This is a genomic window from Fischerella major NIES-592 (assembly GCF_001904645.1).
Lineage (GTDB): Bacteria > Cyanobacteriota > Cyanobacteriia > Cyanobacteriales > Nostocaceae > Fischerella > Fischerella thermalis.
This window is the reverse complement of sequence record NZ_MRCA01000001.1, coordinates 301,219-326,933: the sequence shown is the minus strand read 5'-3', so window position 1 is coordinate 326,933 and position 25,715 is coordinate 301,219. Positions and strand designations below refer to the sequence as shown.

The 25,715-nt window shown below is 41.7% G+C and carries 21 protein-coding genes, 1 pseudogene and 1 riboswitch; of the genes and pseudogenes, 11 read left to right on the top strand and 11 right to left on the bottom strand.

All coding sequences use genetic code 11. The annotated features are described in order from the left end of the window. Nucleotides 1-295 precede the first annotated feature (295 nt). A complete protein-coding gene (locus NIES592_RS01430; protein WP_073554707.1) occupies nt 296-1,588 on the top strand; it encodes an ABC transporter ATP-binding protein in 1,293 nt (430 codons plus the stop codon). A 143-nt stretch (nt 1,589-1,731) separates the two neighbouring features. Here NIES592_RS01430 and cysS read toward each other — a convergent pair whose 3' ends face one another. Then, nucleotides 1,732-3,174, bottom strand: a complete 1,443-nt coding sequence (cysS, locus tag NIES592_RS01425; protein ID WP_073554706.1) for a cysteine--tRNA ligase — start codon at nt 3,172-3,174, stop codon at nt 1,732-1,734. Nucleotides 3,175-3,305: 131 nt separating this feature from the next. On the opposite strand from cysS, the gene NIES592_RS01420 reads away from it, so the two are divergent. Beyond that, nucleotides 3,306-4,406, top strand: coding sequence for a CobW family GTP-binding protein (locus NIES592_RS01420; RefSeq protein ID WP_073554705.1), 1,101 nt, complete (start codon nt 3,306-3,308; stop codon nt 4,404-4,406). Between the two features lie 80 nt (nt 4,407-4,486). Here NIES592_RS01420 and NIES592_RS01415 read toward each other — a convergent pair whose 3' ends face one another. Beyond that, nucleotides 4,487-5,281, bottom strand: a complete 795-nt coding sequence (locus NIES592_RS01415) for an Rpn family recombination-promoting nuclease/putative transposase (protein WP_062249295.1) — start codon at nt 5,279-5,281, stop codon at nt 4,487-4,489. Nucleotides 5,282-5,352: 71 nt separating this feature from the next. Here NIES592_RS01415 and dtd point away from each other — a divergent pair, with 71 nt between their 5' ends. The 3 genes from dtd to NIES592_RS01400 all read left to right on the top strand — a co-directional run bounded on the left by dtd (nt 5,353) and on the right by NIES592_RS01400 (nt 6,859). Continuing rightward, entirely contained in the window at nt 5,353-5,805 is a 453-nt protein-coding gene (gene dtd / locus NIES592_RS01410; protein WP_062249297.1) for a D-aminoacyl-tRNA deacylase, read from the top strand. Nucleotides 5,806-5,909: 104 nt separating this feature from the next. Continuing rightward, nucleotides 5,910-6,245: a photosystem II reaction center protein Psb28 gene (gene psb28 / locus NIES592_RS01405; RefSeq protein ID WP_016869458.1), complete on the top strand. Its 336-nt coding sequence runs from the start codon at nt 5,910-5,912 to the stop codon at nt 6,243-6,245. A gap of 110 nt (nt 6,246-6,355) precedes the next feature. Beyond that, a complete protein-coding gene (locus tag NIES592_RS01400) occupies nt 6,356-6,859 on the top strand; it encodes a MogA/MoaB family molybdenum cofactor biosynthesis protein (RefSeq protein WP_073554704.1) in 504 nt (167 codons plus the stop codon). 107 nt (nt 6,860-6,966) lie between these two features. Here NIES592_RS01400 and NIES592_RS01395 read toward each other — a convergent pair. After that, nucleotides 6,967-7,089 (bottom strand): annotated as a pseudogene (locus tag NIES592_RS01395) (adenylate/guanylate cyclase domain-containing protein); the annotation flags it as partial. A gap of 331 nt (nt 7,090-7,420) precedes the next feature. Between NIES592_RS01395 and NIES592_RS01390 the strand changes: the two are divergent. Continuing rightward, nucleotides 7,421-8,956 carry a DEAD/DEAH box helicase gene (locus NIES592_RS01390; RefSeq protein WP_062249301.1) on the top strand — a complete coding sequence of 512 codons (1,536 nt, stop codon included), beginning with the start codon at nt 7,421-7,423 and terminating at the stop codon, nt 8,954-8,956. A 191-nt stretch (nt 8,957-9,147) separates the two neighbouring features. Here the strand turns inward: NIES592_RS01390 and NIES592_RS01385 are convergent, their stop codons facing one another. From NIES592_RS01385 to NIES592_RS01360, 6 genes are all read right to left on the bottom strand, one after another. Next, nucleotides 9,148-11,343, bottom strand: a complete 2,196-nt coding sequence (locus tag NIES592_RS01385) for a caspase family protein (protein WP_073554703.1) — start codon at nt 11,341-11,343, stop codon at nt 9,148-9,150. A 146-nt stretch (nt 11,344-11,489) separates the two neighbouring features. Beyond that, nucleotides 11,490-12,689, bottom strand: a complete 1,200-nt coding sequence (gene sat, locus NIES592_RS01380) for a sulfate adenylyltransferase (protein ID WP_371915088.1) — start codon at nt 12,687-12,689, stop codon at nt 11,490-11,492. A gap of 391 nt (nt 12,690-13,080) precedes the next feature. Next, nucleotides 13,081-14,199, bottom strand: a complete 1,119-nt coding sequence (gene alr / locus NIES592_RS01375; RefSeq protein WP_062249305.1) for an alanine racemase — start codon at nt 14,197-14,199, stop codon at nt 13,081-13,083. Between the two features lie 254 nt (nt 14,200-14,453). Further along, nucleotides 14,454-15,341, bottom strand: a complete 888-nt coding sequence (locus tag NIES592_RS01370; protein ID WP_009455372.1) for a hypothetical protein — start codon at nt 15,339-15,341, stop codon at nt 14,454-14,456. Between the two features lie 87 nt (nt 15,342-15,428). Beyond that, on the bottom strand, nt 15,429-15,941 hold the full coding sequence (locus NIES592_RS01365) for a hypothetical protein (RefSeq protein ID WP_073554702.1): 513 nt from the start codon (nt 15,939-15,941) through the stop codon (nt 15,429-15,431). Nucleotides 15,942-16,104: 163 nt separating this feature from the next. Continuing rightward, complete coding sequence (locus NIES592_RS01360) at nt 16,105-16,749, bottom strand: class I SAM-dependent methyltransferase (RefSeq protein ID WP_073554701.1); 645 nt, start codon at nt 16,747-16,749, stop codon at nt 16,105-16,107. A 125-nt stretch (nt 16,750-16,874) separates the two neighbouring features. Between NIES592_RS01360 and NIES592_RS01355 the strand changes: the two genes are divergently transcribed. Both NIES592_RS01355 and NIES592_RS01350 read left to right on the top strand, forming a co-directional pair. Further along, nucleotides 16,875-18,644 (top strand): ArnT family glycosyltransferase, encoded by a 1,770-nt coding sequence (locus NIES592_RS01355; RefSeq protein ID WP_073554700.1) that lies wholly within the window; start codon nt 16,875-16,877, stop codon nt 18,642-18,644. A 645-nt stretch (nt 18,645-19,289) separates the two neighbouring features. Beyond that, nucleotides 19,290-21,830, top strand: a complete 2,541-nt coding sequence (locus NIES592_RS01350; protein WP_062249313.1) for an ATP-binding protein — start codon at nt 19,290-19,292, stop codon at nt 21,828-21,830. A 104-nt stretch (nt 21,831-21,934) separates the two neighbouring features. Here the strand turns inward: NIES592_RS01350 and NIES592_RS01345 are convergent, their stop codons facing one another. Further along, a complete protein-coding gene (locus tag NIES592_RS01345; RefSeq protein ID WP_073554699.1) occupies nt 21,935-22,333 on the bottom strand; it encodes a DUF1636 family protein in 399 nt (132 codons plus the stop codon). A gap of 21 nt (nt 22,334-22,354) precedes the next feature. After that, nucleotides 22,355-22,494: riboswitch (cobalamin riboswitch) on the bottom strand. 105 nt (nt 22,495-22,599) lie between these two features. Continuing rightward, complete coding sequence (locus tag NIES592_RS01340; RefSeq protein WP_062249318.1) at nt 22,600-23,397, bottom strand: type 1 glutamine amidotransferase; 798 nt, start codon at nt 23,395-23,397, stop codon at nt 22,600-22,602. A gap of 257 nt (nt 23,398-23,654) precedes the next feature. On the opposite strand from NIES592_RS01340, the gene prfB reads away from it, so the two are divergent. The 3 genes from prfB (at nt 23,655) to ybeY (ending at nt 25,653) form a co-directional block, all read left to right on the top strand. After that, a protein-coding gene (gene prfB, locus NIES592_RS01335; RefSeq protein WP_009455365.1) for a peptide chain release factor 2 occupies nt 23,655-24,774 on the top strand; the annotation gives its coding sequence in 2 pieces (ribosomal slippage) (nt 23,655-23,726 and nt 23,728-24,774; 1,119 coding nt in all). A gap of 155 nt (nt 24,775-24,929) precedes the next feature. After that, nucleotides 24,930-25,085, top strand: a complete 156-nt coding sequence (locus NIES592_RS01330; protein ID WP_016870795.1) for a DUF3285 domain-containing protein — start codon at nt 24,930-24,932, stop codon at nt 25,083-25,085. Nucleotides 25,086-25,125: 40 nt separating this feature from the next. Beyond that, a complete protein-coding gene (gene ybeY / locus NIES592_RS01325) occupies nt 25,126-25,653 on the top strand; it encodes an rRNA maturation RNase YbeY (protein ID WP_062249319.1) in 528 nt (175 codons plus the stop codon). Nucleotides 25,654-25,715 lie beyond the last annotated feature (62 nt).

The following is a 25,715-nucleotide window of genomic DNA, read 5'->3' as shown; positions in this document are numbered from 1 at the left end:
CTTTCTTTCAAGGTAGTCCTAATGAAAAAATTTCACCACCAAGGATGAAAAAACCTCACCCCTCGCCCCTCTCCTTGATAAGGAGAGGGGTGTCCGATAGGACGGGGTGAGGTGTCTTTCAAGGTAGTGTGGCTGTTATAGTAAAAGCTGTTTTTTTAACTTTTCGTAGTCACTGCAAACGTGTATCATGAGCGCTGAAGCCTAAGTGTACTTTGTCATTTGTTTAAAGTTATTAACTAATGACAAATGACCATTGACCATTGACCATTGACCATTGACCATTGCTGAAAAACTCGTGGCGCAAGTAATTTTAGAAAACGTTTATAAAAGTTTTCCTCCTCGTCGAGGAGAAAGTGTTACTTCTCAAACCCAGCTGGTATTGAATGGAGAGAAAAAGGAAGCAACTGCTGCCAAAGGTGCAGATGGTGTGAATGTCTTGCGGCGAATTAACCTGACTGTGGCAGATGGTGAATTCATGGTGCTGGTAGGGCCTTCTGGTTGTGGTAAAAGCACCTTGCTACGGTTAATTGCTGGTTTGGAAGTCATGACTGGAGGCAATATCTGGGTAGGCGATCGCTTAGTTAACGATCTCCCCCCCAAGGAACGAGATATTGCGATGGTGTTTCAAAATTACGCTCTTTATCCCCACATGTCAGTGTATGACAATATTGCTTTTGGATTGCGACGCCGTTGTTTGGAAGTAGGGGAAGAAGGAGTTTCCCAATGGGCAGAAAAGATGTTAGTAGGGATGACGCGAAATTTACCCAAGGGACTCCGTTATATTTCTGAGAAAGAACGCTCAGTCAATGAACAGGTAAAATACGTTGCCCAGTTATTACAAATTGAGGGGCTGTTAAATCGTTTACCCAAACAATTATCCGGGGGACAAAGACAACGGGTGGCGTTAGGAAGGGCGATCGCCCGCAATCCCCAAGTGTTTCTCATGGATGAACCGCTTTCTAACCTTGATGCTAAACTGCGCGCCGAAACTCGCGCCCAAATTGTCAAACTGCAACGCCAGCTAGGGACAACAACAATTTATGTTACCCACGATCAAACAGAAGCGATGACAATGGGCGATCGCATTACAATTTTCAATCAAGGTCAAATTCAACAAGTTGCCCAGCCGTTGGAACTTTATAATCGTCCCGCCAACCTTTTTGTGGCTGAATTTATTGGTTCACCACCAATGAATTTTATGCCGATGCAATTTCATGCCCCTTTGTTAATTACTAACGGAGATTTTCGCCTGACTTTGCCAGAATTTTGGGGCAAAGCCTTACAAAAATACGATGGACGCACTGTAATATTAGGCATTCGTCCAGAAAATTTAATTTTAAGTGCGCCTGCGACGAAAAATTTACCAGTACAAGTCGAATTGGTAGAAAACCTCGGCAATGATAGCTATTTATCTACAAAGTTAGTTGGTTCTAGTTTCCAACAACCTGTGACTGCTTCTGGTAATTCTTTGCAAGTGCGAGTACCTCCAGACAGGCTGGTACATGTGGGCGAACAGCTATGGTTATCCCTGACACCAGAAAAACTTCACTTTTTTGATCCAGAAACGGAATTGGCAATTTTTCCTTAAATCTCAGTGTTCCTTGCATGTAGCAAAATAGGATGTTTTGAAAATCGTAGACGCGTAGCGGCTTCCCGTAGGGTACACAGTGCAAGGCAATGCACACCGATAAACTATCTGTGTTTATCGCTGTTCATCTGTGTTCGTTTTTTTTAACTCCTATGCCAGCGCGTACCCTCACGGCTATCTATTAAAGTTATACCTTGGGCTTGCAATTCATCGCGGATACGGTCTGCTTCGGCAAAATTCTTGGCTTTTCTCGCTTCTTGCCGTTTTTGAATTAACTCTTCGATTTCTACTTCAGTAATACCACCAGTATTATTTATTTCTTCTGTAACCTTAACTTCTAAACCCAAAACTCCGGCTAAAGTAACCAGAGTCCGCCATTGTTTAGCTAATTCTTCTGGTGGTATTTCGGTTCTACCTTCATGCACCAACAGATTTCCCTCTCGGCGTAGTTCCTTGGCGAGTTCAAATAGTACTGCTAGGCTACCAGAGAAGTTAAAGTCATCATCTCCTGATTCTTCAAACCTGTTGATGATTTCTTTATCTAAGTTATTGCCGTTATTGTCAAAGCCAAGTTTTTCACCGTGTTCGTAACCAAAGAGTAAACCTTCTTTGAGGGTTTTCCAACTACTTTCAGCAGTGGCGATCGCTTCATCTGTAAAATCAAGAGGTTTGCGATAGTGTGCCTGCAAGACAAAGTAACGTACCGCCATTGGGTCAACTGGGCGATCTAATAATTCTCTGATGGTAGTAAAGTTACCCAGAGACTTGGACATTTTCTTACCATCCACCATCACCATGCCGTTATGCATCCAGTAACGGGCTAGGGGTTTATTGATGGCGGCTTCTGATTGGGCAATTTCATTTTCATGGTGAGGGAAGATTAAATCACCACCGCCACCATGAATATCTATTGTTTCACCTAGTCGCGATCGAATCATCGCCGAACATTCAATATGCCATCCGGGACGACCTTTACCCCAAGGTGAGTCCCAAGCTGGTTCTCCAGGTTTAGCAGCTTTCCATAGAGCAAAATCGAAGGGGTGCTGTTTTTTACCTTCTTGATCTTCTGCATCTACTCTGCCACTAGCACCAGCTTGCATTTGTTCTAGTTCGCGCCCAGATAACTTGCCGTAAGTAGAAAAACGCTCAACTCTGTAATATACGTCACCACCAGATGCATAGGCATAATCTTTTGCAATTAAGGCTTTAATCATCTCATGGATTTCCGGAATATGTTCCGTTGCACGGGGATATTCGTCAGCATCCATGACGTTTAAACGCCGGATATCTTCAAAATAAGCATCGATAAAACGATGTGATATTGCTTCCATCGTTGTACCTTGTTCCCTGGCACGGTTGAGAATCTTATCGTCAATATCGGTAAAATTCTGGATGTAGTAGACTTGATAACCGCGCCATTGCAGATAACGACGTATAGTATCCCAAACTATATAGGAACGAGCATGACCCAAATGGCAATAGTCATACACCGTCACGCCGCAGCAATACATCTTAACTTTTCCAGGCTCAATTGTTTCCAAAGGTTCTTGGCGACGAGTGAGGGTATTGTAAACGGTTAGGGTCATAACACAGTAATTACTTGAGATACGCAATAATAGGTTAAAGCAACTGGGATGTTGATCCAGCATCCCTATGCTAGTGTTTTATGGACTCTCTGCGCTACATTCTCTAGTTTGACTCATTTGATGGCAGTGTTATGCAAGCAGCTACTTCTGAATCTCATTCAATGGATGCCCCAAAACAAGGATTACCAGTCACAATTATCACTGGTTTTCTTGGTAGCGGCAAAACAACTTTACTTAATCATATCTTGAGCAATCAACAGGGTTTAAAAACCGCTGTTTTAGTAAATGAATTTGGTGAAATCGGCATTGATAACGAGTTAATTATCTCTACCGACGATAATAATATGGTGGAGTTAAGTAACGGTTGTATCTGCTGCACCATTAATAATGATTTGGTTGATGCCGTTTACAAAGTTTTAGAACGTCAAGAAAATATAGATTACCTAGTTGTAGAAACAACTGGACTAGCAGATCCACTACCAGTTGCCTTAACATTTCTTGGTACGGAATTACGAGATTTAACTCGTCTAGATTCGATTATCACTGTTGTCGATGCAGCAAATTACAGCCTAGATTTATTTAATTCTCAGGCAGCTTACAGTCAGATTGCCTATGGTGATGTGATTTTGTTGAATAAAACAGATTTAGTTTCTCAAGCAGAATTAGAAACACTAGAAGCAAAAATTCGAGAGGTTAAGGAAGGTGCGAGGATTATTCGTACCAAGAAAGCACAAGTACCACTACCTTTAATTCTCAGTGTTGGTCTGTTTGAGACAGATAAGTATTTTGATGCTGCGGAAGCGCATGATCACGACCATCACCATCACGACCATGATCATGACCACTCAGAATGCGGTCACAAGCACCACGACCATGATCATCACCACCATCACCATCATTCCAATCATCTCGAAAATGATGGCTTTACCTCACTCTCTTTTGAGAGTGACAAACCTTTTGCAATTAGAAAATTTCAGTATTTCTTAGATAATCAACTTCCCGATACTATTTTCCGCGCCAAGGGGATTATGTGGTTTGATGAAAGTCCCAAACGACATATTTTTCACCTATGTGGTAAACGCTTTACCTTAGATGATGATGAGTGGAAAGGGGAACAGAAAAATCAGTTGGTACTGATTGGCCAAAATTTAGATCATGAAAAATTGCGAGAACAATTAGAAAACTGTCTATGTGTTCCTTCTACGACTCGTGGTAAAGGATTCGGGAAGTAGTCATTGGTCATTGGTCATTTTAATGACAAATGACCAATGACTAACCCCTTTGGGGTGAGGGAACTGTTAATTAGTTTCTCTTATTGTTGTGATTCGTCAGTCTCTGAAATCTCCAACTGTTGCAACTGTTCTACTGATAAACCTGTCAATTTTGACACCATTTCTCTTGACATTCCCTCTTTGAGAAGGTTGACAGCAACCCATCGAATACCTTCTTGAATACCTTCAGCCCGACCTTCAGCCCGACCTTCATCTATTAAAGCTTGATAAGTTACTGACTCTTGCATAAGTTCTTTTCGCAGCAACTGTTGAATTGTGTCTTTATTTAATACTAGCCCAGCGAGGATAAATGTTGATGCTGCAATATTACTTTGTGTACGTTGATCTTTAATATTAGAAATTATTTGAGCAACTTGTCTGAGTGTTTCAGTGCGGTCATTAGTCTCACTTAAAACTGCAAAGGGTAATAAACCTGGATATTGCAAGAATACACTAGTTGGTTGCTCCCATAAGCGAATGATATCAAACTCGTGATGAGTTCTTTCCAAAGTAAATGTATTTTGTTGTACCAGATCAGAAGTAGTTTTTTGTAGGTAAATCACGACTTGATTCATGCGTTTGTTGGGAAAACGCCGATACACACGCAGTCGATAATCTGCCATCCGAAACGGAATTTCGGTTTTGGGTTGAGTCTGAAATTCCAAATGAAGTACAACTTGATCAGATTGGAGTAATATTAGTGCATCAGCACGAATGGGTTCAAGAGATAGTTCAGAGGGACTTAACTCGGTGAGGGTAACTGGTTCTCCTAATAGCCAACTGGCAAAATCACTTGAGAAGGTTTCAGCAAGGAATTTACACAGATTATCGAACATGAAGAAAGATTAAGTGAAATTAAAAATAAAAGAATACAGTATAAATAACACTTAAAACGTCACTTTATATAATGCGTGTTGTGATTCAGCGAGTTAAATCATCCAAAGTCACAGTTAATGGTGAAATTATCGGCAAAATTGGACGAGGACTGAATTTGCTTGTGGGTATTGCTGATAGTGATACTGATGCTGAACTTGACTGGATGGTACGTAAATGTTTGGAATTGCGACTGTTCCCTGACCAAGAAGGCGGAGATAGGTGGCAAAAATCTGTGCAAGAAATTGGTGGTGAGTTGCTGGTAATCAGTCAGTTCACGCTTTACGGTGACTGTCGCAAAGGTCGACGACCGTCGTTTGACCGTTCAGCAACCCCTCAAACTGCTGAGGATTTATATAATTGCTTTGTCGCCAAGTTACGGGAGAGTGGTTTGAAGGTAGAAACTGGTAAATTTGGGGCGATGATGCAAGTTACGATTGAAAATGACGGGCCTGTAACCTTAATACTAGACAAAGAAAGTATATAAGTGTTTACACGTAGGTAATCAATCTGATCATCATCTAGACTGATTTGTACTAAAAGATGAGAGAATATTAGTTTAAACATCACAAAACTTTAAATTCACTAATCATGGCAAAAATCCAGTTTTCTAAAGGTATTGATGAAGAAGTAATTCCAGAAGTACGCTTGACGCGATCGCGCACTGGTGAAAGTGGTACTGCAACGTTTATTTTTCAAAATCCCAAAGCATTAGATAGTGGCAATACCGAAGACATCACCGGTATGTACATGATTGACGAAGAAGGGGAAATTGTCACCCGCGAAGTCAAAGGTAGATTTGTCAACGGTAAACCAGAAGCTTTGGAAGCTGTTTATTTAATGAAATCTAAAGAACAATGGGATCGCTTCATGCGGTTTATGCAAAGATATGCAGAAGAAAATGACTTGGGATTTAATAAATCTTAAAAAGTCATTGGTCATTGGCTAAGGAATTTTGTTGATGGTTGATAGTTGGTAGGTGTTTGCTCAAACAACCAATCACAACCAACAACCAACAAACACCAAACAACAAATAAATGACTCATATCCCTCATTCAAATTCTCAAATGTTGACGGTAACTTGTGCTGTAGTTACCGTTAGCGATACACGTTCCCAATCCACAGATAAAAGTGGTCAGTTAATTCAACAATTACTCCGGGATGCTAACCACACAGTCGGAGTTTACACAATTATTAAAGATGAACCAAATCAAATCCAAGAACAGTTAGAACTGCTGGGTAAAAATTCCAATTTAGATGCAGTAATTTTCACTGGTGGCACGGGTATTGCAGCGAGAGATACTACCTATGATGCCATAGAAAAGTTGTTAGAAAAAACTTTACCGGGATTTGGTGAATTGTTTCGCTTTTTAAGTTATCAGGAGATTGGTTCACGAGCAATCGCTTCTCGTGCTGTTGCTGGTGTGTATCAAAGTAAATTAGTTTTTTCTCTTCCTGGTTCTAGCAATGCGGTGCGATTAGCGATGGAAAAACTAATTTTACCGGAACTTTCCCATTTGGTTGGTTTGTTACGTCAATAAGAGCAAACAATTATCTATGATGAAGAAGACAAAAGCTGCTAATTAGCGATCGCACCTTTGAGTAAATAAGTCATCATTTCTCCCTTACCCTTAATCTTAATCAATCCTCATTTTCCCAAAATAAATTTATCTTTTAAACATTGATGAGAAGCTTCGCAGACTTGAATACAGCCAGCTAAACCGTGTGATTCTATTCTACTAGCAGTATTGACAGTATCTCCCCACAGATTATAAGCAAATTTTTCTCAGCCAATTACTGCCAGTCCAACAATTAACATAATCTGTGCTTGTAATCGTAATCGATCAAGCATCATTTTCTGTCTTTGTGTGGTGTAAGAGTCGAAAATACTAGCAGGCTTTTCAATGAAACATCACTTGTTTCAGGAATATATCAAGTTGCTCTTTGTCTGTATTTGTCGGTTTAATCATGCACGTTTTCAGTTATTTTTGTTAAGGGAATAAGTTGAGTGAGTAAATTTTGTTGGCGGTTGGTTGTTGGTAGTTGCTGGGAACAAACAACAAACAACAAACAACAAACAACTATTTGGGAGAACGCTAAAAATGGCTCGTACCCCCACATTAACTTTTGATCGTGGCACATTAATTTTGCATCCACCACCACGTGGCAAAGCCTGGACAGATTACGCTGTATGGGATGATAGAGTTGAAAAGTTCCGTATTCCGGCGATTAGATATCGTCCTTTGGTGGAAGCACTGCAAGCGGAGGATACTTATTTTATTGACGAGGCGAAGGGATTTTATTCTCTAGAATTGCTTTCTAGTTTGGAAATGGAACCCTATCCCCACCAAAGTGAAGCGTTAACAGCTTGGAAGTTGGCGGGAAGACAAGGTGTAGTAGTGCTACCTACCGCCGCTGGAAAAACTTATTTGGCGCAGATGGCAATGGAGGCGACGCCGCGCAGTACACTGATTGTTGTGCCAACGTTGGATTTAATGCATCAGTGGTATGCACACTTAGTATCGGCGTTTCCGGATGCGGAGGTAGGTTTACTGGGGGGTGGTTCACGGGATAAAACAGCAATACTGGTTGCAACTTACGATAGCGCCGCGATTCATGCTGAAAGTTTGGGAAATCAGTACGGCTTGTTGATTTTTGATGAGTGTCATCATTTACCAACAGATTTTAATCGGGTAATTGCAGAGTATGCGATCGCTCCCTATCGTTTAGGATTATCGGCGACACCGGAACGCAGTGATGGCAAACATACTGATTTGAATATACTAATTGGCCCAGAAGTATATCGCAAAAGGGCTGAAGATTTGGCGGGAAAAGCGTTAGCAGAACACGAAATTGTGCAAATTAAAGTCAAGCTATCGCAGCATGAACGGGAAAAGTACAACGAGTTAATTCAAATCCGCAATGATTTCTTACAGCAAGCGAAAATTTCTTTGGGGAGTATCCAGGGTTGGCAAAAGTTTGTGCAGATGAGTGCGCGATCGCAAGCAGGACGTAGAGCTATGTTAGCCCATCGCCAAGCTAAAGAAATCGCTGTTGGTACGGATGGTAAGTTAAGAGTTCTAGCAAATTTATTAGCGAAGCATTATCCGGAGCGAGTTTTAATTTTTACTGCTGATAATGCTACGGTTTATCGAATTTCCCAGGAGTTTTTAATTCCAGCTATTACTCATCAAACGCCTGTGAAGGAACGCCATGAGGTTTTAACCAAGTTTCGGGAGGGGGAGTATAAGACTGTTGTTGCTTCCCATGTGTTGAATGAAGGGGTAGATGTGCCGGCGGCGAGTGTAGCGATTATTTTATCAGGTACGGGTTCGGCAAGGGAATATATTCAAAGATTGGGGAGGGTGTTAAGGAAGGCTCAGGATAATCATAAACAGGCGATTTTATATGAGGTGGTGGCGCAAGATACGGCGGAAGAGGGAACTTCGGCGAGGAGAAGAGGAGTAAGAAATGCACCGCCACGACACCAATATCGCCAAGAGAAGCAGAACATAAGAGGGAATTTACAGGTTGTGTATGGTACTGGTGAGGAAAAAAGTTATCGTGCTGCTGAACAGCTAGAGATTAAGTATACGGTTGAGAAGAAGAAGTCTAAAAAAGAAGATGATTTGGGGTAAAAATATTTTGCGAGTTTTGGGAATATGATTGTGGGAAATAATATATCTATACAAACGATTATTAAGTTTTAGTAGTCTTGATTAACTTGCAGATTTTATAAGCCTTATATAGCAAAGCTTTTAGCCCTCGGTTAAATCATTTTCTGCTTTCTGCCTTGTTATATAAAAAATAATACTATTTAACTAAGTAATTACACTACCTGAAATAGAAAACCCAAACTTGCCCAGTTATTTACATCCAATACATAGGAGTCAGCAGGGACGGTGTTAGGATCGGCTGCTGTTGTACTAGCGTTGTGTAAATCTTGCAGCAGGGCGTGGGCTACTTCTAGGGGGTTTAATATTGGGAGAATACGTTGTTGCTCGGCGCGTGGGTGTTTAGCAGCTGCCAAAGCGTTGAGGGTTTGGGTAAATGGAGCTGTGCTAAAGATTAATTGGGTTTCACTAAAGGAAGATGGCCCTTGGATTACCCATTCAAAACCAGATGTGGTTTGTGGTAAAGTTAGGGTTTCGCCGGGAGCAATGGTAATATCAATTAGCTGTGGTTCTTGGGGATCTTCAGTTTCTGTGACTTTTTGCCACGGGTAAAGAGCGATCGCGTTCTTGGCGCTATTTAGTCCTACAAGCATACAGTAGATTGGTCTGTTGCCGATGTTTTGCACGCGATACTGTACCCGACTCCCAATGGATATAGTCGGGGTGTGTCCCGGTTCAGCATTAGCTGATTTTTTGTTGATGGTTTCTGAATTAGCAGTTCGTAGTGTTTCGCGATGCATGATTGCACGAGGTGCAATTCCACTTATTATTTCTAGGGTTGCTTTCACGTTCAATCGGGAAGAACCTTCGTTATCTGTGAGTCGCCACAATTTTGCCGCCAGAAGGGTTTGTAGTTTGGGACTTAACCTCTGTACTGCGACTTTGACTGCTTCTCCTGCTTCGCCAAAGGTATTGGGAACCCTCTCGCTACTGGAAGAAAATAAGCCATAGCGACTGGGAGAGACTATTAATGAGGTGGAAGCAATTAAATCTTTGTTTTTGGTGTCTGGACGTTTACCAAATACGTAGTCGGCTGGTTGTTCTCCTGCAACTACGCTTGTCACATGAGCAACTGTAGCAAAGGCGCTGGTAGCATCTACCCGTTCAATTCTTTCTAGTTCTCCATCAAGAGCAATTATTAAGTTGATGTTTCGGGGTAAGACTCGCACTGCTTCTTGGACAAGTTGCCCGATTTGAGGAGATGTTTTATTTTCAGCAGAGAAAATTTGGGTTTTTGCCGTCAAGCCACTACGCGATCGCACGATTAATTGTGTAGTTGCACCAGCTTGATTCACCACATTCAAACGAGAATTCACACCGTAGTGTTCCAGTACATGGGGTGGAATTCCAGCCAGCCACACCTGTACTGTTTTACCGTCTTCTTCCGTTGCTGTCACTACTCCCTCTGCACCAGTAGTCTCTAGGAAAAAGTTCTCGTTTAATTGGACTCGTTGCTGATTTTTTTTACCGATCAACAAGCCTGGTTGCTGTGTACTACCTAACTGCTGCATTGCACTTTCCACACGGGAGATCAACACGGGAATTGTGATTGTTGGTGTTGTTTCCCAGAGATATTGTGTCAAGGTATAGGTAAATAATCCGGCACTAAAACCAGAATATTGGATTTCCCGTGCTACTTGGTTGGGAGCGGAAGTTGCAGACAGTATTATTCCTGGCTGTTCTGGAGAGGCTTTTTCTTGCAGTTGTTTTTGAAAGTCGAGTTCTGCACCTGTTAAAACTGCTGCTGGTGGCGTTTGGCGGGCGCGAACTCGCAAAGGGGCTGTCAATATACTAGTGGGTGCATAGTAACTGGTATCTAATACTGCTGTGACTCGATCTGTAGGGAGCGATCGCAACATCAACAGTAGGGTTTCTTCCAATAAATAGTTGATAATTTTTGGATTTTGTGGAGCTTCTTCAATTCCATCTGCGGGAACAAGAGCATTTTGTGTCGCTTCTGGTGTGTTCCCCACACGGACACGACTACCATAGCCACTAAAGTGGAAGACAACTAGATCACCAGGTTTTGCTTGCCCAATCAAATGCTCTAAAAAAGCAGCTTCAATAAATTCTCTGCTGGCTTGTTCGTCAGTCAGAGACAAAATATCTGACGGTTGGAAACCACAACGATGGATCAAAACCTCCTTTTGCAGTTCCACGTCTACCAGACAACCATTGAGTGCTGGACTTTGAGAATATTGGTTGATGCCCACCAATAACGCTAGTTTACGCGAACTGGGTTGCGCTAATGCCTGCCGATAACGAGTTCCGAATTGGAACCACTCAGCTTCTGCGACACCCAACGCCGTGAGTATGGAGCCAAACCGTTGCAAAAACGTCCGCCGCTTCATAATTGCTATCAGCCCTTAGTCCACCAGCTTATTAAGCTTATCGGGCAGAGGGCTGTAGTGTAAAGATTGGGGAAAGGGGAAAGGGAACTGGGAAGAAACTTGTTAAATAATTCTCCCTTGTCTTCCTTGCGATCTCTGATTGATCCTCAAACACTCACTTTCATTGCCCGTGCTAGTTCTGCTGCTACCTCTGGGCGGGAAAATTCTGGTGGAGGTAACTCGCCTCGACGCAGCATTTCCCGTACTTTTGTACCCGAAAGGTGAATGCGTTCCTCTGGTTTACTGGGACTAGTTTTATTTGTCGCCATCTGCTTGGTACGGGTGCAGTAGAAGGCGTGTTCAAACATCATTGGCGTGATGCCGATTTCCTCTGGTGTAAACTCAGCAAAGATGTACTGAGCGTCGTAGGTTCCGTAGTAATCACCAACGCCTGCATGATCCCGCCCGACGATAAAGTGAGTACAGCCATAATTTTTGCGGATTAAGGCATGGAAAATCGCTTCACGAGGCCCAGCGTAACGCATTGCTGAGGGATTGATTGCTAGAATTACCCGATCTTGGGGATAGTAATTTTCTAGTAATATTTCATAGCAACGCATCCGCACATCCGCAGGGATATCATCATCTTTTGTTGCCCCTACCAAGGGATGTAAAAATAGACCATCCACAGTTTCTAGCGCACACTTTTGGATATATTCGTGGGCGCGGTGGATGGGGTTACGAGTTTGGAAACCAACAACGGTTTTCCAGCCTTTTTGCTTGAATAATTGCCGGGACTCGGCAGGATCAATTTGGTAGGTAGGGAAATAGGGATGGGGATCGCGTTCTAATAACCACACATCGCCTGCAAGGTTCACAGGCCCTTGATTATAGACTACTTGGACACCGGGATGTTTTTCATCATCGGTGCGGTAGACATTGATTGCTTCTCGCTTTTTGTCATAGCGATATTTTTGGCTGAGTTCCAAAACCCCGATAAATCTGCCTTCAGGGTTATCCAGACGCACCAAACCGCCTTCGGTAAGGGAAGCCGCAACTTCTGCGCTGACTGAAAGTGTAATTGGAATTGACCAAACAGTACCGTTCGCCAAGCGCATTTCGGCGACAACGCGATCGTAGTCTTGCTGGTTCATAAAACCAGTTAGAGGACTAAAACCACCGATCGCAATCATTTCTAGGTCAGAAACTGCTCTTTGATCGAGTTGGACACGCGGCAGAAACTCAGCCTTAGAGAGAAATACTTCTTTTTGTTCTGGTGTAGCAATGCGATTAACCAACTGCCCACCGTGAGGAGGAATGCCTTCCGGATAGTAACTCAACTTCGCCCCTTGTTTGCCTAAATACACTTTTTTTAAGCTATGTTAATAACTTACCAAACTACAAGTTATGTATGGAACAAAGTTTATAAGAGTAGTCAAAAGTAAAAATAAAGATTTCATCAAGTCAGTGTATTCACTGAAATTATCTCATATTTCAAGCTTGAGTTTCACGGGCAACTGCCCACAACGAGGGAAAAAGTCTAACGAACACCGTGCAAGGCGATGGGCACCGATGGATTATGAGTTTGCTGTTAAGTTAGTCGCTAATTTTGATCGCTATTTTTAAGACAGCTAATCACGGGGAATTCCCACAACCAAGTATAAAATTTCTTACCCCATCTGCCATCTGCCTTCTGAATCTATAATAAAAGCACGGCTACTTTGCCGTGCCAAGATGGGAAAAAGCACATCACCTGAATCAATATAAGTAACTTACCTGGTTCATAAAACCAGCCATCAGGTTGATTTCTGTGTGTACACTCTGAAACTTATCTGCTAATTCTTCAAAGGTAATCTCCTCGTTACCTTGACTACCAACTAAAACTACCTCGTCTCCCCATTTTACTTCTTTTGGTAGATCTGTAACATCTACTGTTGTAATATTTAGCGAAACTCTTCCCACCACTGGACAACGCTGACCCTGTATTAAAACAATACCCTTGTTAAATAGCGATCGCGGATAACCTTCACCAAAACCCACAGGTAAAGATGCAATTAAACTATCACGTTGGGTAGTATATAAACTGCCATAACCAATAGTCCTGCCTGCTGGTATTTTCCTTACCTGCGCCACCCTGGTTTTTACTGTCATCACAGGTTTCAGTTCTGAAGGATTTTCAAAGTCCCGGGAAGTACGTACCCCATAACAAGCAGCGCCAACCCTTACCAAACTATTACATTTAGGAGTCAAGCGCACTGTTGCCGCACTATTGTGAGTATGAGTTAGTACATTCTCTGGTAAGTAATCATCAAGAGCAGTACGAACATGATAAAAATCTGCCATCTGCTTTTCTGTAAACGCCAGATCTTTAGCGTCAGCACTGGCGAAGTGAGTCATGATCCCAACAATAGACAAACCCGGCAATGTACAAACTTTCTTTAATTCTTCAATTTGAGATGAAAAGAAACCACTTCTACCCATCCCCGTATCAATATTGATATGCACAGGAATTTTTTTGCTGCGTTTCACCCCTGCATCAGATAGATACTCTGCTGCTTCCATTGTTCCCACCTGTTCTTCAATGTTCAGGCGGCGTATCGATTCTTCTAATTCCTCTGGTAACGCCATGCGTAGACGCAGGAGTTTGACATTCAAACCCAAATCACGGATAGTTGTTGCCTCTGGATTTGTACAAATACCAATGTAATCTGTTCCTGACATAACTGCCGTTGTTGCTAACTGCCTTAAACCATGTCCGTAGGCATTTGCCTTCATCACTACGCACAACTTTGCAGGTGCAACAAAATCTCGGATGTAGCGAATATTATCTTGAAAGTTTCTGGCAGAAACTGTGACTTCAATATGATGCTGATTCATTGGGGTTGTATATTTCACTCTTTCAAGTAGTTGGTAGTTGATGGTTGCTAGTTGGTTGTTGATTTATCCGAACAAAAAACAACAAACAACGAACACCACTCCTAGCGATTCGTGCCAAATTATTATCAAATACAACCCCTGAATTTCCAGTTTAATTCACTACTTTTTGGTGAGGATTTTTTCTTAGGAATTATTCTTTTAATAAGGATAATTAGTAATAGAATTTATTACTAATTACCCATTCAGTTATTCAACTAAATTTCCGCTACAGCTCGTTCAATCAAGCGGCGTGCAAGGGTTTGTGTACCTGTATGTTCGTAATAATTTGTTGCTACGTCTAGAAACGCTCCTAAATAATCTAATTTGTCATCAGCTATTTCAACAAAATTTTGCAAGTTCTGAACAACCTTTTGAGGCGTCAAATTTTTGGCAGCAACTAAGTTACTCATCCAACCTTGAACCGACTGAAAACTTTCGCCAATAAAATTCAGTTTGCTAGCAGAGTTTTGACCCGGAATTGCCTCTTGCATATTTTGGAAAGTTGTATTGTGTTCCAACTCTTGGGGATTAGTCTGACTAATTGTAGATAAGGCTTTGCTGATGAAGTCCGGACCAAGGGGTATCAAACCATCAACACAAACCAAAGCCACCATGCGAATCAGCGACTCACCGCTGTACTCACCCAAGGACGCTACAAAGTCCCCAATGCTATCGCCGGGAATACCGTTGATGCTACAAAAAGCTACCAACTCAGCAACTAATTTCAAACACAGATCAATGGTTTGAGCTTTGTCAGCTTTGGGAGTGATAGAGTTGAGAAACCCCAACAGAGGAATTTTCTCTCCTACCTTATTAGCAAAAGCTGCTGCACCCAGCGCTTTATCTGTGCGATCGACAGTTTGATATAACCACATAGCCCGTTGGTAGCCCTGGGAACGATCATTGTACAGATAAATTGCTCGCTCGCCAATTGCTTGAATCAAACCTTCATCAGTTTCCCCAGTCACAGTTTTAATCGTGTTGACAAAACCAACCACATTTTGCCACTCACCAGGGGCGACAAAATCTAGCGAATTCAGCATGGAAACAGTCAAGTTATTAGTTGGTAGTTCGTCTACCAACTCAAAAATGGGTTTACTCACAAAAATCTCCTTATTTTGTTGGTTGTTGGTTGTTGATTGTTAGTTGTTGGTTCCAAATAACTACCAATCACCAACCATTAACAACTTTTACTTGAGTTGTGCTAGACCATTCAGGTCAAATTTTTTCAGCCAAGTTTCGCGATCGCTAGCTGTAAATGATGGTGAACGAGACAGTACTTTTACCTGATAGCGGTTGTTGACGAGTATTGCAGTTTGAGTATTGCCAATTTCTACGGCTGGATAACCAGCAATTTGCTTGTTGCTGTTGGCAAATTTGGCTGCTGCTGTCGGGATACTTTTTGTATCAGAAATAGCTAGCATCGCTAATTCTTGACCATCTTTTTTTAACTTAGCTTCAGCAAAACCCTTTTTTTCTTGAGTATATACACGCTCGTACCCATCTTCAGCAGGGGGGAAAAACTTGTTAAATTCGCTACCCTGAGTTGCTTGTTTGGCAACAGCTTGACCAGTTTTTTGGCGACTGCTTTCTTGTTGCACCTGGTCAAAGCGTCCCGGTTCTTTGGGAGTACAAGCTGTGGTCAGCAACAACACTGACAGCAACACAACAGCTAAAATCCTGCGGACACGAGGAAAATTCATAGTTTGACTCTCGTTGATGCTAAAGTTTCAAGGCAATTATCACGGCTTCTAGGTGCTTTTAACAAAAAATTTACTTTTTGATCAGACTTGTTTCAGCTTAGTACCTTGGTGGTGAAAAAATAAATTTTGTTTAACCACTAAGACACCAAGACACAAAGAAACTTCATTGGCGTCTAGCAATCACTGCATAAAACGGATCTCCTCCCGCAGCACCCAACCACTGAAGGAATGCTGGTATATTTGATTGCTTAGCAATTACCTCTGGGGTAGTAAATCCATGTACAGAGTTAAAATAGCCTTTAACTAATTCAATTCTGGTTGCTTCTGATGCGTCTCGCCACGCTTGGATCGCCTTTTGATAAAACATGCGGTTAGAAAAGCTGATGATGGCGATTCCACCTGGTTTGAGGACGCGATAAATTTCGGAAAATACTGCCTCTGGATATTGCAAATATTGCACAGATACACAGTTGAGGATGGCATCAAATTCTTGATCTGGAAGTGGTAAACGCGGATTTTCGTTGAGATCCTCAACAAAATAATGATTTAAGCGGGGATTGTGCGCTAATTCCTCAGCGTTGAGTCCGTGTCCTTCCACATGAGCAAACTGCATTTCTTCTGGTAAATGCGAAACCCAACTACTCATCATGTCTAAAATGCGTGTGTTGGGTTGCAGGCGATCGCGATATAAATCGGTTAATTGTTGAATAAAACCTTCGTCTACATGAGTGACAAAGCGCGGAAAGGAATAAAATTGCTTGTCGTCGTCTGCGTCAAGTTTAGTACGTTGTTCTGGTCTAAGCAGCATAAAACTTGGATGATGAGAGGTCTTGTCTAAATTTGTGTACCACCATACGTATATTAGAAACAGTCTGAAAAATAGGCGAGTCTATCAAGGATCTATTAGTTAAAAAACAATCAATATCAATATCAATGTTGTTTAGGTTACTGGAGTATCAATTAGTGTGGCGCCGTTTTCGTTCTTGGGTAGGCTTTCCTTACGTAACTTTGTTATTTTGGATACTGCCGTTATTGTTATTTAATTCTGGGCATAGTAGCTTGATGGCCCATGATGAAGGGATTTATGCTTGGCGATCGCGTCGAATGTTTGAGTCTGGTGATTGGATTAATCCTTGGTCACAACCCCATCATAAAACTCCAGGCCCCTACTGGTTAATTGCTAGTTCTTATACCCTATTTGGTATTAATGAGGCTAGTGTACGTCTGCCAAGTATGATTTTGGGTGTACTGAGTGTAATAATTCTCTATGAAATTGGGAAAATTTTATTAGATAAAAAAATTGCTTGGCTAGCTAGCGCAATTTTGAGTGTGGAATTTCTGTGGTTGCAATATTGTCGTTTGGGTACACCTGATGTACCAATGATTTTTCTGGTACTTTTAGCAATTTTATCTTTATTAAAAGCAGAATTAAATCCTCGATCTTGCTACTTTTATACTTTTGTTGTGGGTGTTTGTTTTGGTTTGGGTTTTTTGCTGAGAAGCTTTATGATTTTTTTGCCAATGTTTGCTTTGTTTCCTTATCTAGTTTGGGAACATCGTCGTCATCGTCATCTGACAAACCCAATTTTATATTTAGGATTTTTGCTGGGTTTAACTCCCTTTTTTGTTTGGCTGTGGTTTAATTTTTTACACTATGGTATTGATAGTGTTAGAGAATTATGGCAATTTGTATTTCGTTTAGTTTCTCAAGAGCGTTCTGGAAATGGGATTTTATTTTATTTATGGAATCTCCCTATTAAAGCTTTTCCTTGGTTTTTCTTTAGCCTTTTGGGTTTATTTGTAGCTTGGCGTCTTCCTATTCCTCGCTATCAGTTGATATTGGTTGGTTTGCCATTAGTTTTATTTTTTGAACTTAGTCTTTTTTCTACTCGTTTACCTCACTACAGTCTTTCACTATATCCTTTTATGGCTTTGCTAGCAGCTGTCGGGCTGGATTGGCTGGGTAAAGTGGGTTTTGATGCCAATATGGAGATTAGAGATTTAGGGGGAAATGAACAAACAACATTAACTTATACAGCAAATTTCAACAACGCGACGTACAAAAATACCCCACCCGCGCTGTCGCGCACCCTCCCCGATCTCAGGGGAGAGTTGGGGACGGGTGTACTTCACTTAAATGCAAAACTTTATATCAAGAAAGTTATTCGCAATCTCAGCTATGGGATCGGTGTATTAGCTATTTTATTGTTACTGGCGAGTATACTCGCTTTGATTTGGGGTAGTGCTGATATTCGCAAATATGCAACTGTCACCTTGACTCTAGGCTACGGTTGGTTGATTTTACCTTTAGTTTGGATTGGTCGTTACCACTTTGGTAAAAAGTTTTTGAATTCCAACTACTGGTTAGCTGGTTGGTTAATTCCAGCTTGGTTAGCTTTGGCTGTCGCTGGAAGTAATGGCTTTTTGAGTGATTACAATCCCCAGATGAGAACTTTTTTAGCACAGCCCGCGATCGCTCAAATTTTACAGAATCATTCTATCCACTTTGTCAAAGTTGGGGGAAAAACTGGGGTACTACTTGATTTTTACACTCCTCATCACGGAGAAGATGTAGAGCAAATTTCGGAACTACCAGTTTATAGCTATGCTTGGATCTCTGCAAAACAAGCAACAGATCTATCTACACCTCATCGTGTTTTGGGTACTGTGCAAAAATACGAATTGATTCAAGTCTTACCCTAGAGGTTGGTAATGGGTAATTGGTAATGGGTAATTGGCATTTTTTATCTGTTCCCCTACCTTACCCCCCGTTCGCTATTCCCTTTTAGTCCCCAACCATGCGCCTAATAACTGTTCACTGTTTACTGTTCACTGATTTCAGTTAACTCTTATTTATTTAGTTGTGGGATAATATTTGAGTAACTTGCTCAGGAAGCATCTCATATGTGCAAAAAATCCCTGGCGATGGAAAATCGCAGTTATACAGGCAAACTCCGCCTGGTATTGTTATATCAACTCGTGCAGGTGGGTTGAGTTTGTGTAACTTGGTTGAAAGCGCCAAGTAGCCAAGTGGGGATGATCCCTTTGTTCAGGTTTCAAGAAAGAGAATTTAAATACGCAAATCGAATATTTTTGGGCTTAGACTTTCAAGCGATTGGGTGAGTAGCTGAGAATTATATCAAGATTAAAGAAGGATAAAAGATTAATTCACCAAACCAAATTTTCAATTATTGGTTAGGTGGAGATTCAATGTTAAAAGGGAAATTGCATTTTTCTTCTTAACCTTGGATCCACCTACAAACAACTTGGGTGAACTTATTCATATCCTTTCTCTGAAGGTTGCTCACACCCTGAATTAATGCCGTTGTTAGACTTTTGTGGTGTTACATGCAACAGAGGCGGATTAGACAAATACCTCCTTCCATTTTTCCCTTTGAGGTTATCAAACCCAATGGAAATGTATTATCTGTGGCTTTCGGTGGGGATAGTAATGATCCCTTAGCGGATTCTCACATTCCTTATCAAATGCGACAAGCCGATCGCAATGTGCGGCGAGAATTGGAAAATCAATTAGAAGAATTCCGCTGGCTTTTGATTGTCGGAAAAGCGGGAATCGGGAAAACTCGAGAAGCCGCCGAATTAGCACAACTTTATAACCGAGAAGGCTGGACAGTTCTCTGGCTAAAATCTGATGGATGGATAGATGAACCAAACCAAGAGCAACTACAAAAAATTGCTGCTAAGCGCAAGTTGCTGTTTGTGCTTGATAATCTCTATCAAAGGATAGACGATCGCTTCCCCAAATTGCCCCTCGGACTAGAGGAATCTGAGTTAGCCCCTTTGACTGTACCTTTACAACAGCGACTGTGGCGAGTTCTAGAAATTTATGAACAGTTCTGCGGTCAGGATAAAATACGGGTGATTGCCACTACCGCGAGTGAATGGGAAAAACTGCAACAGCTACGTTTTCAAGTTTATCACTTACCAGAACCAGAAAATGCAGCAATTGTTCAGTTATTAAGTAACACTGTTCCTCAAAATAAGATAAAAACTAACGAAGATGATTATATAGCGATCGCCCAGAAAAATGACCAGACTTTCACAAATGTAGTTGTAAATCTCCGTCGGTTGAGAAATAAAGGCTTATCTTTAACCTCTAATAATTACATTGAAACTTGTCAACAGACTTGGGAAAAGTGCTACGCAGATGCCATCAAAAAACATCCCGCTAGCCGATATATTTACGATGCTGTAGATTTGCTGCAACAATTTAATCTTGCAGTTGAACGATTCATCTTAGAACCAGCTGCTTTATTAATGCTCGGGGATCAGTCCCAGCAACAATTACAGCATCGTTGGCTAATTCGCAGAGTCCTAAATGATCTGATTGAAAGTGAACACATCCTTAATCCTCGCCCAGGACAAATAGAAGCTAAAGACAAGCAAGTGGATGCTAATGAATATGTTGATTCCCTATCCCACTTGATTTTGCAGCTAACAGATAGATATCCCCAGCAAATGCTGGGTAAACTCTTTAATTTAGGCTGTCAACTATTAAACTTCAATCACCCCAAACAAGCTTTAACTTGCTTCGATCATCTCCTCACCTTCAACCGTGAAATCTCTGATATTTGGTTTTACCGGGGTATCGCACTGTACTTATTAGCAAATTATGAAGAAGCAGTTACGTCCTATGACAAAGCCCTAGCGCTCAAGAGTGACTCCTACCAAGGTTGGTATAATCGGAGCCTAGCATTGCACCTATCGGGATGCTATGAAGAAGCAGTTGATTCCTATGATCAGGCACTTGCTATTAAGCCTAACTTAGATCAGGCTTGGTATAACCGAGGCATTGCTTTGTATTTTTTGGGACGTGATCAAGAAGCAGTAATCTCCTACGACAAAGCACTAGCTATTAAGCCAGACTATCACCAAGCTTATTACAGCCGATGTCAAGCACTAGAGAACTTGGGACGCTATGAAGAGGCTGTTGCTTCCTACGACCAAGTACTGGCGCTTAAACCTGACCATTATCAAGCTTGGTATCACAAAGGTAATGCATTGTATGCATTAAAACATTACGAAGAGGCAGTTACTTCCTATGACCAAGCCTTGGCCCTTAAACCCGACTATTATCAAGCTTGGTACAACGGGAGTGTAGTCCTATATCTGTTGGGATTATACGAGGAAGTGGTTAGATCCTGTGAAAAAGTAGTAGAATTAAAACCCGAGCATTACCAAGCCTGGTACAACATGGGCAATGCGTTATATTTTTTGGGACACTATGAAGAGGCTGTTGCTGCTTATGACAAAGTGCTGCTAATCAAGCCAGACTATGACCAAGCTTGGTACAACCGCAGTATAGCCTTATATCCCCTGGGCTTTTATCAAGAAGTAGTTGCATCGTGCGATAAAGCAGTGGCGATCGCACCTGACCATTATAAAGCTTGGTACAACAGAGGTAATGGGCTATACTCCTTGGGCAAATACAAAGAAGCACTTGCTTCTTATGACAAAGCACTAACAATCAAGCCTGATTATTACGAAGCTTGGTACAACCGGGGTGTGGTTATGGCAAATTTGGGAGACTACAAAGAAGCAGTAGTTTGCTACGACAAAGTACTAGCTATCCACCCTCATAATTACCAAGCTTGGTACAGCCGAGGTAATGCGCTAAATAAATTAGGTTCTTATCAAGAAGCACTAATTAGCCTTAACAAAGCAATTGCACTATCTCCTGATTCCTTTGAAGCTCATTACAACAAAGCTTGTTGTTATGCTTTGCAAAAAAATCTTGAATTAGCCCTTGAAAGCTTACAACGAGCTATTAGTCTCAATCCTGAATGTCGCAAGACAGTAAAAACTAACTCTAGCTTTCAAAAATTTCTCACAGATGAGCGGTTGCAAAGATTGATTGCGGAGAAATAAGGGATTGAGGGTCGGAAAAATAGGGTTTGGTTAGGGATTTTTCGACACGATTTTACCATGTACAGACGTGCCATGTACAGACGTTGCAGTGCAACGTCTCTACTTTAAGATAACGAGGGAATCCTGGCTAAAATCCCTTTTTTGAGAGGCTCGGGACGTTCTGACCAAGGTAAAAAACCATCAGATTTATCATAGTATTTGCTAGCGCATTCGAGAATTGCAGCCGCACTATCGTCTACTGGTAAATCTCCAAACATATAAGTTAGTTTTCCAGAACCAGCGAAAGCAACAACACAAGAATGACTGCAAGCACTCATACATTCTACTTCTTGAATCGGAAAACCATCTTTGAGATGCCAATCTTGAGCTAATTCCTGAAGTTTCTTTAATAACTTTTGTCCACCACTTTCACCGACTCGCTTCCCACCTTGCCAGACACTAGCACAAGTCTTGCATACAAATAAAGTATGAGACGGTTGCTGAGTATTTGTGGCTGTCGTCATCTGTACCTCGCAGATATTTTAGAACTAAAATCAACTTCGGCGGGCATCCTGACTTACTTTAGTTAAGTTCACAGTTGCGGGACAGCGCCGGACTTACACCAGACTTTCCCCGTTACCTCTAGTAGCTGCTCCCCACTAGAACCGAATGTTTTTGATCTTAACGTGATTTTGACGAGATAGTTTGTTGGGTAAGTTATTATGGGCTGTTTTTAAACGCAGAGGGACGCAGAGGCTAACGCAAAGGGACGCAAAGTGAGTCTTTATGTTTAGTGTGTTGGTAAATCTACTTGCAACCGCTTAAACATAGCTTCTCGCCCTTGCATTGCCAAGGTGTCGTCTATGGGTGATAGAGTGATAGGCTGTTGGTATTTTAGTCTCAGTGCGGTTTGAATTAACCAATCTGCCACGAAGGGATTTTTTGGTAACAGGGGACCATGAGAATAAGTAGCGATCGCATTCTGATGAAATACCCCTTCTGTACCATCTTCACCATTGTTGCCTAAGCCGTACACTACGCGTCCTAGTGCTTCTACTTTGCCCAGCTTAGTACGTCCACCGTGATTTTCAAATCCGATGAGGTATGGTTTGCTACCCGTCATTTCTTGAAGATCCCGCGCTAAACGAGTTGCAGTCACTTCCACGACTAAATTTCCGATACAGCGTCGGACATTTTCACCAGGATGCACTGATACGATGTCTAAAATGCCTAAGCCCTGAATGCGTTGTCCAAAACCTGGTTCGTAGTAATGTCCTAACAGTTGGGGTGAACCACAGGTAAAGACGCCGGGAGTACCATTTTCAATTTTTTCGCGCATTGCTTCTGCTTTCGCACCCTGCAAGTCACGCATGACAATTTCTTGCTGACGATCCTGTGCGCCACCACCCACAATTAAATCTACAGATTTAATATCTTCTGCTGTCGCATTTTGGTCTAAGGGCAACACTTTGACATTGTATCCTCGCCACTGACAACGGCGTTCTAAGACGATCACATTACCGCGATCGCCATAGGTACTCATGAGCGTAGGATATAGCCAACCAATGGTCAGTTCGTACTGTTTCATAATTTTAGGGATTGGGGATGGGGAGGACAAGGGGATGACTTGGAGGACAAAGGGGAGAAGGAGGATAAGGGAGAATTTCTCCTTTATCTTCGTCCCGCCCCCCGCTCTCTGATCACCTACCCCTAATCCCCTATTCTTTTGTACGAGGATATTATAGATAAGATCACAGATATCAATAAAATAAAAAGCAATGTCTATTGACAAAATGCCGCAAATCTACGCTTAAAATATAAAGCGCGCTCTCATTAGCAAGAACTATGGAAGTACTAGAACTAAAACGCGAAATTGAAACGTTGTGCGATCGCCTGGGTAAAACCCAGGACTATCTTTGACATTCCCGCACTCACAGCCAAAATTCAAGACTTGGAACAAATCGCAGCACAACCAGAATTCTGGGAAGATCAAGTCAAAGCCCAAGGAACGCTGCAAGAACTGAATGATTTAAAAGCACATCTCCAACAATACGAACAGTGGCAAAGTAGCCTAGAAGATACGAAAGCAGTATTGGAGCTTTTAGAGTTAGAAACTGATGAAGCACTACTGCAAGAAGCAGAAGCTACTGTCACTAAGCTGAATCGGGAACTCGACCAGTGGGAGTTACAACAGTTACTCTCTGGGCCTTATGACGATAAAGGCGCAGTTCTGACTATTAACGCCGGTGCTGGTGGTACTGATGCGCAAGACTGGGCAGAAATGCTACTGCGCATGTATACCCGTTGGGCGGAAAATCATGGCTACAAAGTAAATTTAACAGATGAGTCCGAGGGTGATGAAGCAGGTATAAAATCAGCGACTATAGAAATTACAGGTCGTTATGCCTATGGATATTTGCGGTCTGAGACAGGTACTCATCGCTTGGTCAGAATTTCGCCTTTTAATGCCAATGGTAAGCGCCAAACCAGTTTCGCTGGGGTAGAGGTAATGCCCCAATTAGATAACTCGGTGCAATTGGAGATTCCCGAAAAAGACTTAGAAATCACCACATCTCGGTCTGGTGGTAAAGGTGGGCAAAATGTCAACAAGGTAGAAACTGCTGTGCGTATTGTTCACATTCCCACAGGTATTGCTGTGCGTTGTACAGAAGAACGCAGCCAATTGCAAAACAAAGAAAAAGCCCTTGCTCGCTTGAAAGCTAAATTGCTAGTCATCGCTCAAGAACAACACGCCAAAGAAATTGCCGAAATTCGCGGTGATATGGTGGAAGCTTCTTGGGGCAATCAGATCCGGAACTACGTATTTCATCCTTACCAGATGGTAAAGGATTTACGTACCAATGTCGAAACAACTGCGATCGCTGATGTGATGAATGGTGAACTAGATATGTTCATCCAAGCTTATCTGCGGCAAGAAAATCAGTTGGTGGAAGCGGCAGTCTAATTTAGTTGTTAGTAATTAGTAGTTAGTAGTAGGGGCGCACAGGTGTGCGTCCGTATATTTGTTAGTTTACTGACCATCAACAACCAACAAGCAACCACTAACCATTAACTAAACAAACTGTTACATTGAAAGAAGATAATTGTCATCAAATCATTATGAGTAATTCTCCTGCTGATGAACGTCAACCCAGCTATGTCAAACTCGCGATGCGAAACATGGTGCAAAAGCGACTTACTTCTTTGAAGCATTTTGTACTAACCACTGTTGGGCTGTTAGCTGTCCTTATCGGTCTTGCTTATCTGACCCGCTGATCATAAACTATCAGTTTCACTACAGGAGATTTTTCGGCTAGTGCAAGTTGAAGTATATGTACAGAATTACCTCAATGAATATTCGCAATCTGAAAGTATAAAAATTGAGGATATACACATCCCCATTACATCTCAAACATGGGAAAACTGGTTCAATTGTTGGTTGGAAATATTACAACCAAGTATTTCGTCTACGGCAAATTATGAAATTGGGTTGCGTTTGACCAACGATTCTGAAATACAAGAATTAAACGCTCAGTATCGTCAACAAAACAAGCCTACAGATGTTTTATCCTTTGCGGCATTAGAGGTAGACTCTCCTATACCAAGTGAAGCGCTAGCTTCTATGCCTTTATATCTTGGTGACATTGTTATTTCTATTGATACAGCACAGCAACAAGCTCAAAAGCAAGGGCATACTTTGTTAACAGAACTAGCTTGGTTGGCAAGTCACGGATTGTTACATCTGCTGGGCTGGGATCATCCGGACGAGGAAAGTTTAGAAAGAATGCTAAAAAAGCAAGTAAAATTACTGAAGTCGGTAGGTATTTCTATTGACATAGAGTAGCATGATTTGCCTTCATATTTAAAGTGCGGCTTCCTAGTTGTTCTTTATATAATGATTCAGTA

Coding starts and splice junctions, on each gene's coding strand:
- cysS (WP_073554706.1), bottom strand. CDS start 3,174: ATGACCCTAACCGTTTACAATACCCTCACTCGTCGCCAAGAACCTTTG.
- NIES592_RS01420 (WP_073554705.1), top strand. CDS start 3,306: ATGCAAGCAGCTACTTCTGAATCTCATTCAATGGATGCCCCAAAACAA.
- NIES592_RS01415 (WP_062249295.1), bottom strand. CDS start 5,281: ATGTTCGATAATCTGTGTAAATTCCTTGCTGAAACCTTCTCAAGTGAT.
- dtd (WP_062249297.1), top strand. CDS start 5,353: ATGCGTGTTGTGATTCAGCGAGTTAAATCATCCAAAGTCACAGTTAAT.
- psb28 (WP_016869458.1), top strand. CDS start 5,910: ATGGCAAAAATCCAGTTTTCTAAAGGTATTGATGAAGAAGTAATTCCA.
- NIES592_RS01400 (WP_073554704.1), top strand. CDS start 6,356: ATGACTCATATCCCTCATTCAAATTCTCAAATGTTGACGGTAACTTGT.
- NIES592_RS01390 (WP_062249301.1), top strand. CDS start 7,421: ATGGCTCGTACCCCCACATTAACTTTTGATCGTGGCACATTAATTTTG.
- NIES592_RS01385 (WP_073554703.1), bottom strand. CDS start 11,343: ATGAAGCGGCGGACGTTTTTGCAACGGTTTGGCTCCATACTCACGGCG.
- alr (WP_062249305.1), bottom strand. CDS start 14,199: ATGAATCAGCATCATATTGAAGTCACAGTTTCTGCCAGAAACTTTCAA.
- NIES592_RS01365 (WP_073554702.1), bottom strand. CDS start 15,941: ATGAATTTTCCTCGTGTCCGCAGGATTTTAGCTGTTGTGTTGCTGTCA.
- NIES592_RS01360 (WP_073554701.1), bottom strand. CDS start 16,749: ATGCTGCTTAGACCAGAACAACGTACTAAACTTGACGCAGACGACGAC.
- NIES592_RS01355 (WP_073554700.1), top strand. CDS start 16,875: ATGTTGTTTAGGTTACTGGAGTATCAATTAGTGTGGCGCCGTTTTCGT.
- NIES592_RS01350 (WP_062249313.1), top strand. CDS start 19,290: ATGCAACAGAGGCGGATTAGACAAATACCTCCTTCCATTTTTCCCTTT.
- NIES592_RS01345 (WP_073554699.1), bottom strand. CDS start 22,333: ATGACGACAGCCACAAATACTCAGCAACCGTCTCATACTTTATTTGTA.
- NIES592_RS01340 (WP_062249318.1), bottom strand. CDS start 23,397: ATGAAACAGTACGAACTGACCATTGGTTGGCTATATCCTACGCTCATG.
- NIES592_RS01330 (WP_016870795.1), top strand. CDS start 24,930: ATGAGTAATTCTCCTGCTGATGAACGTCAACCCAGCTATGTCAAACTC.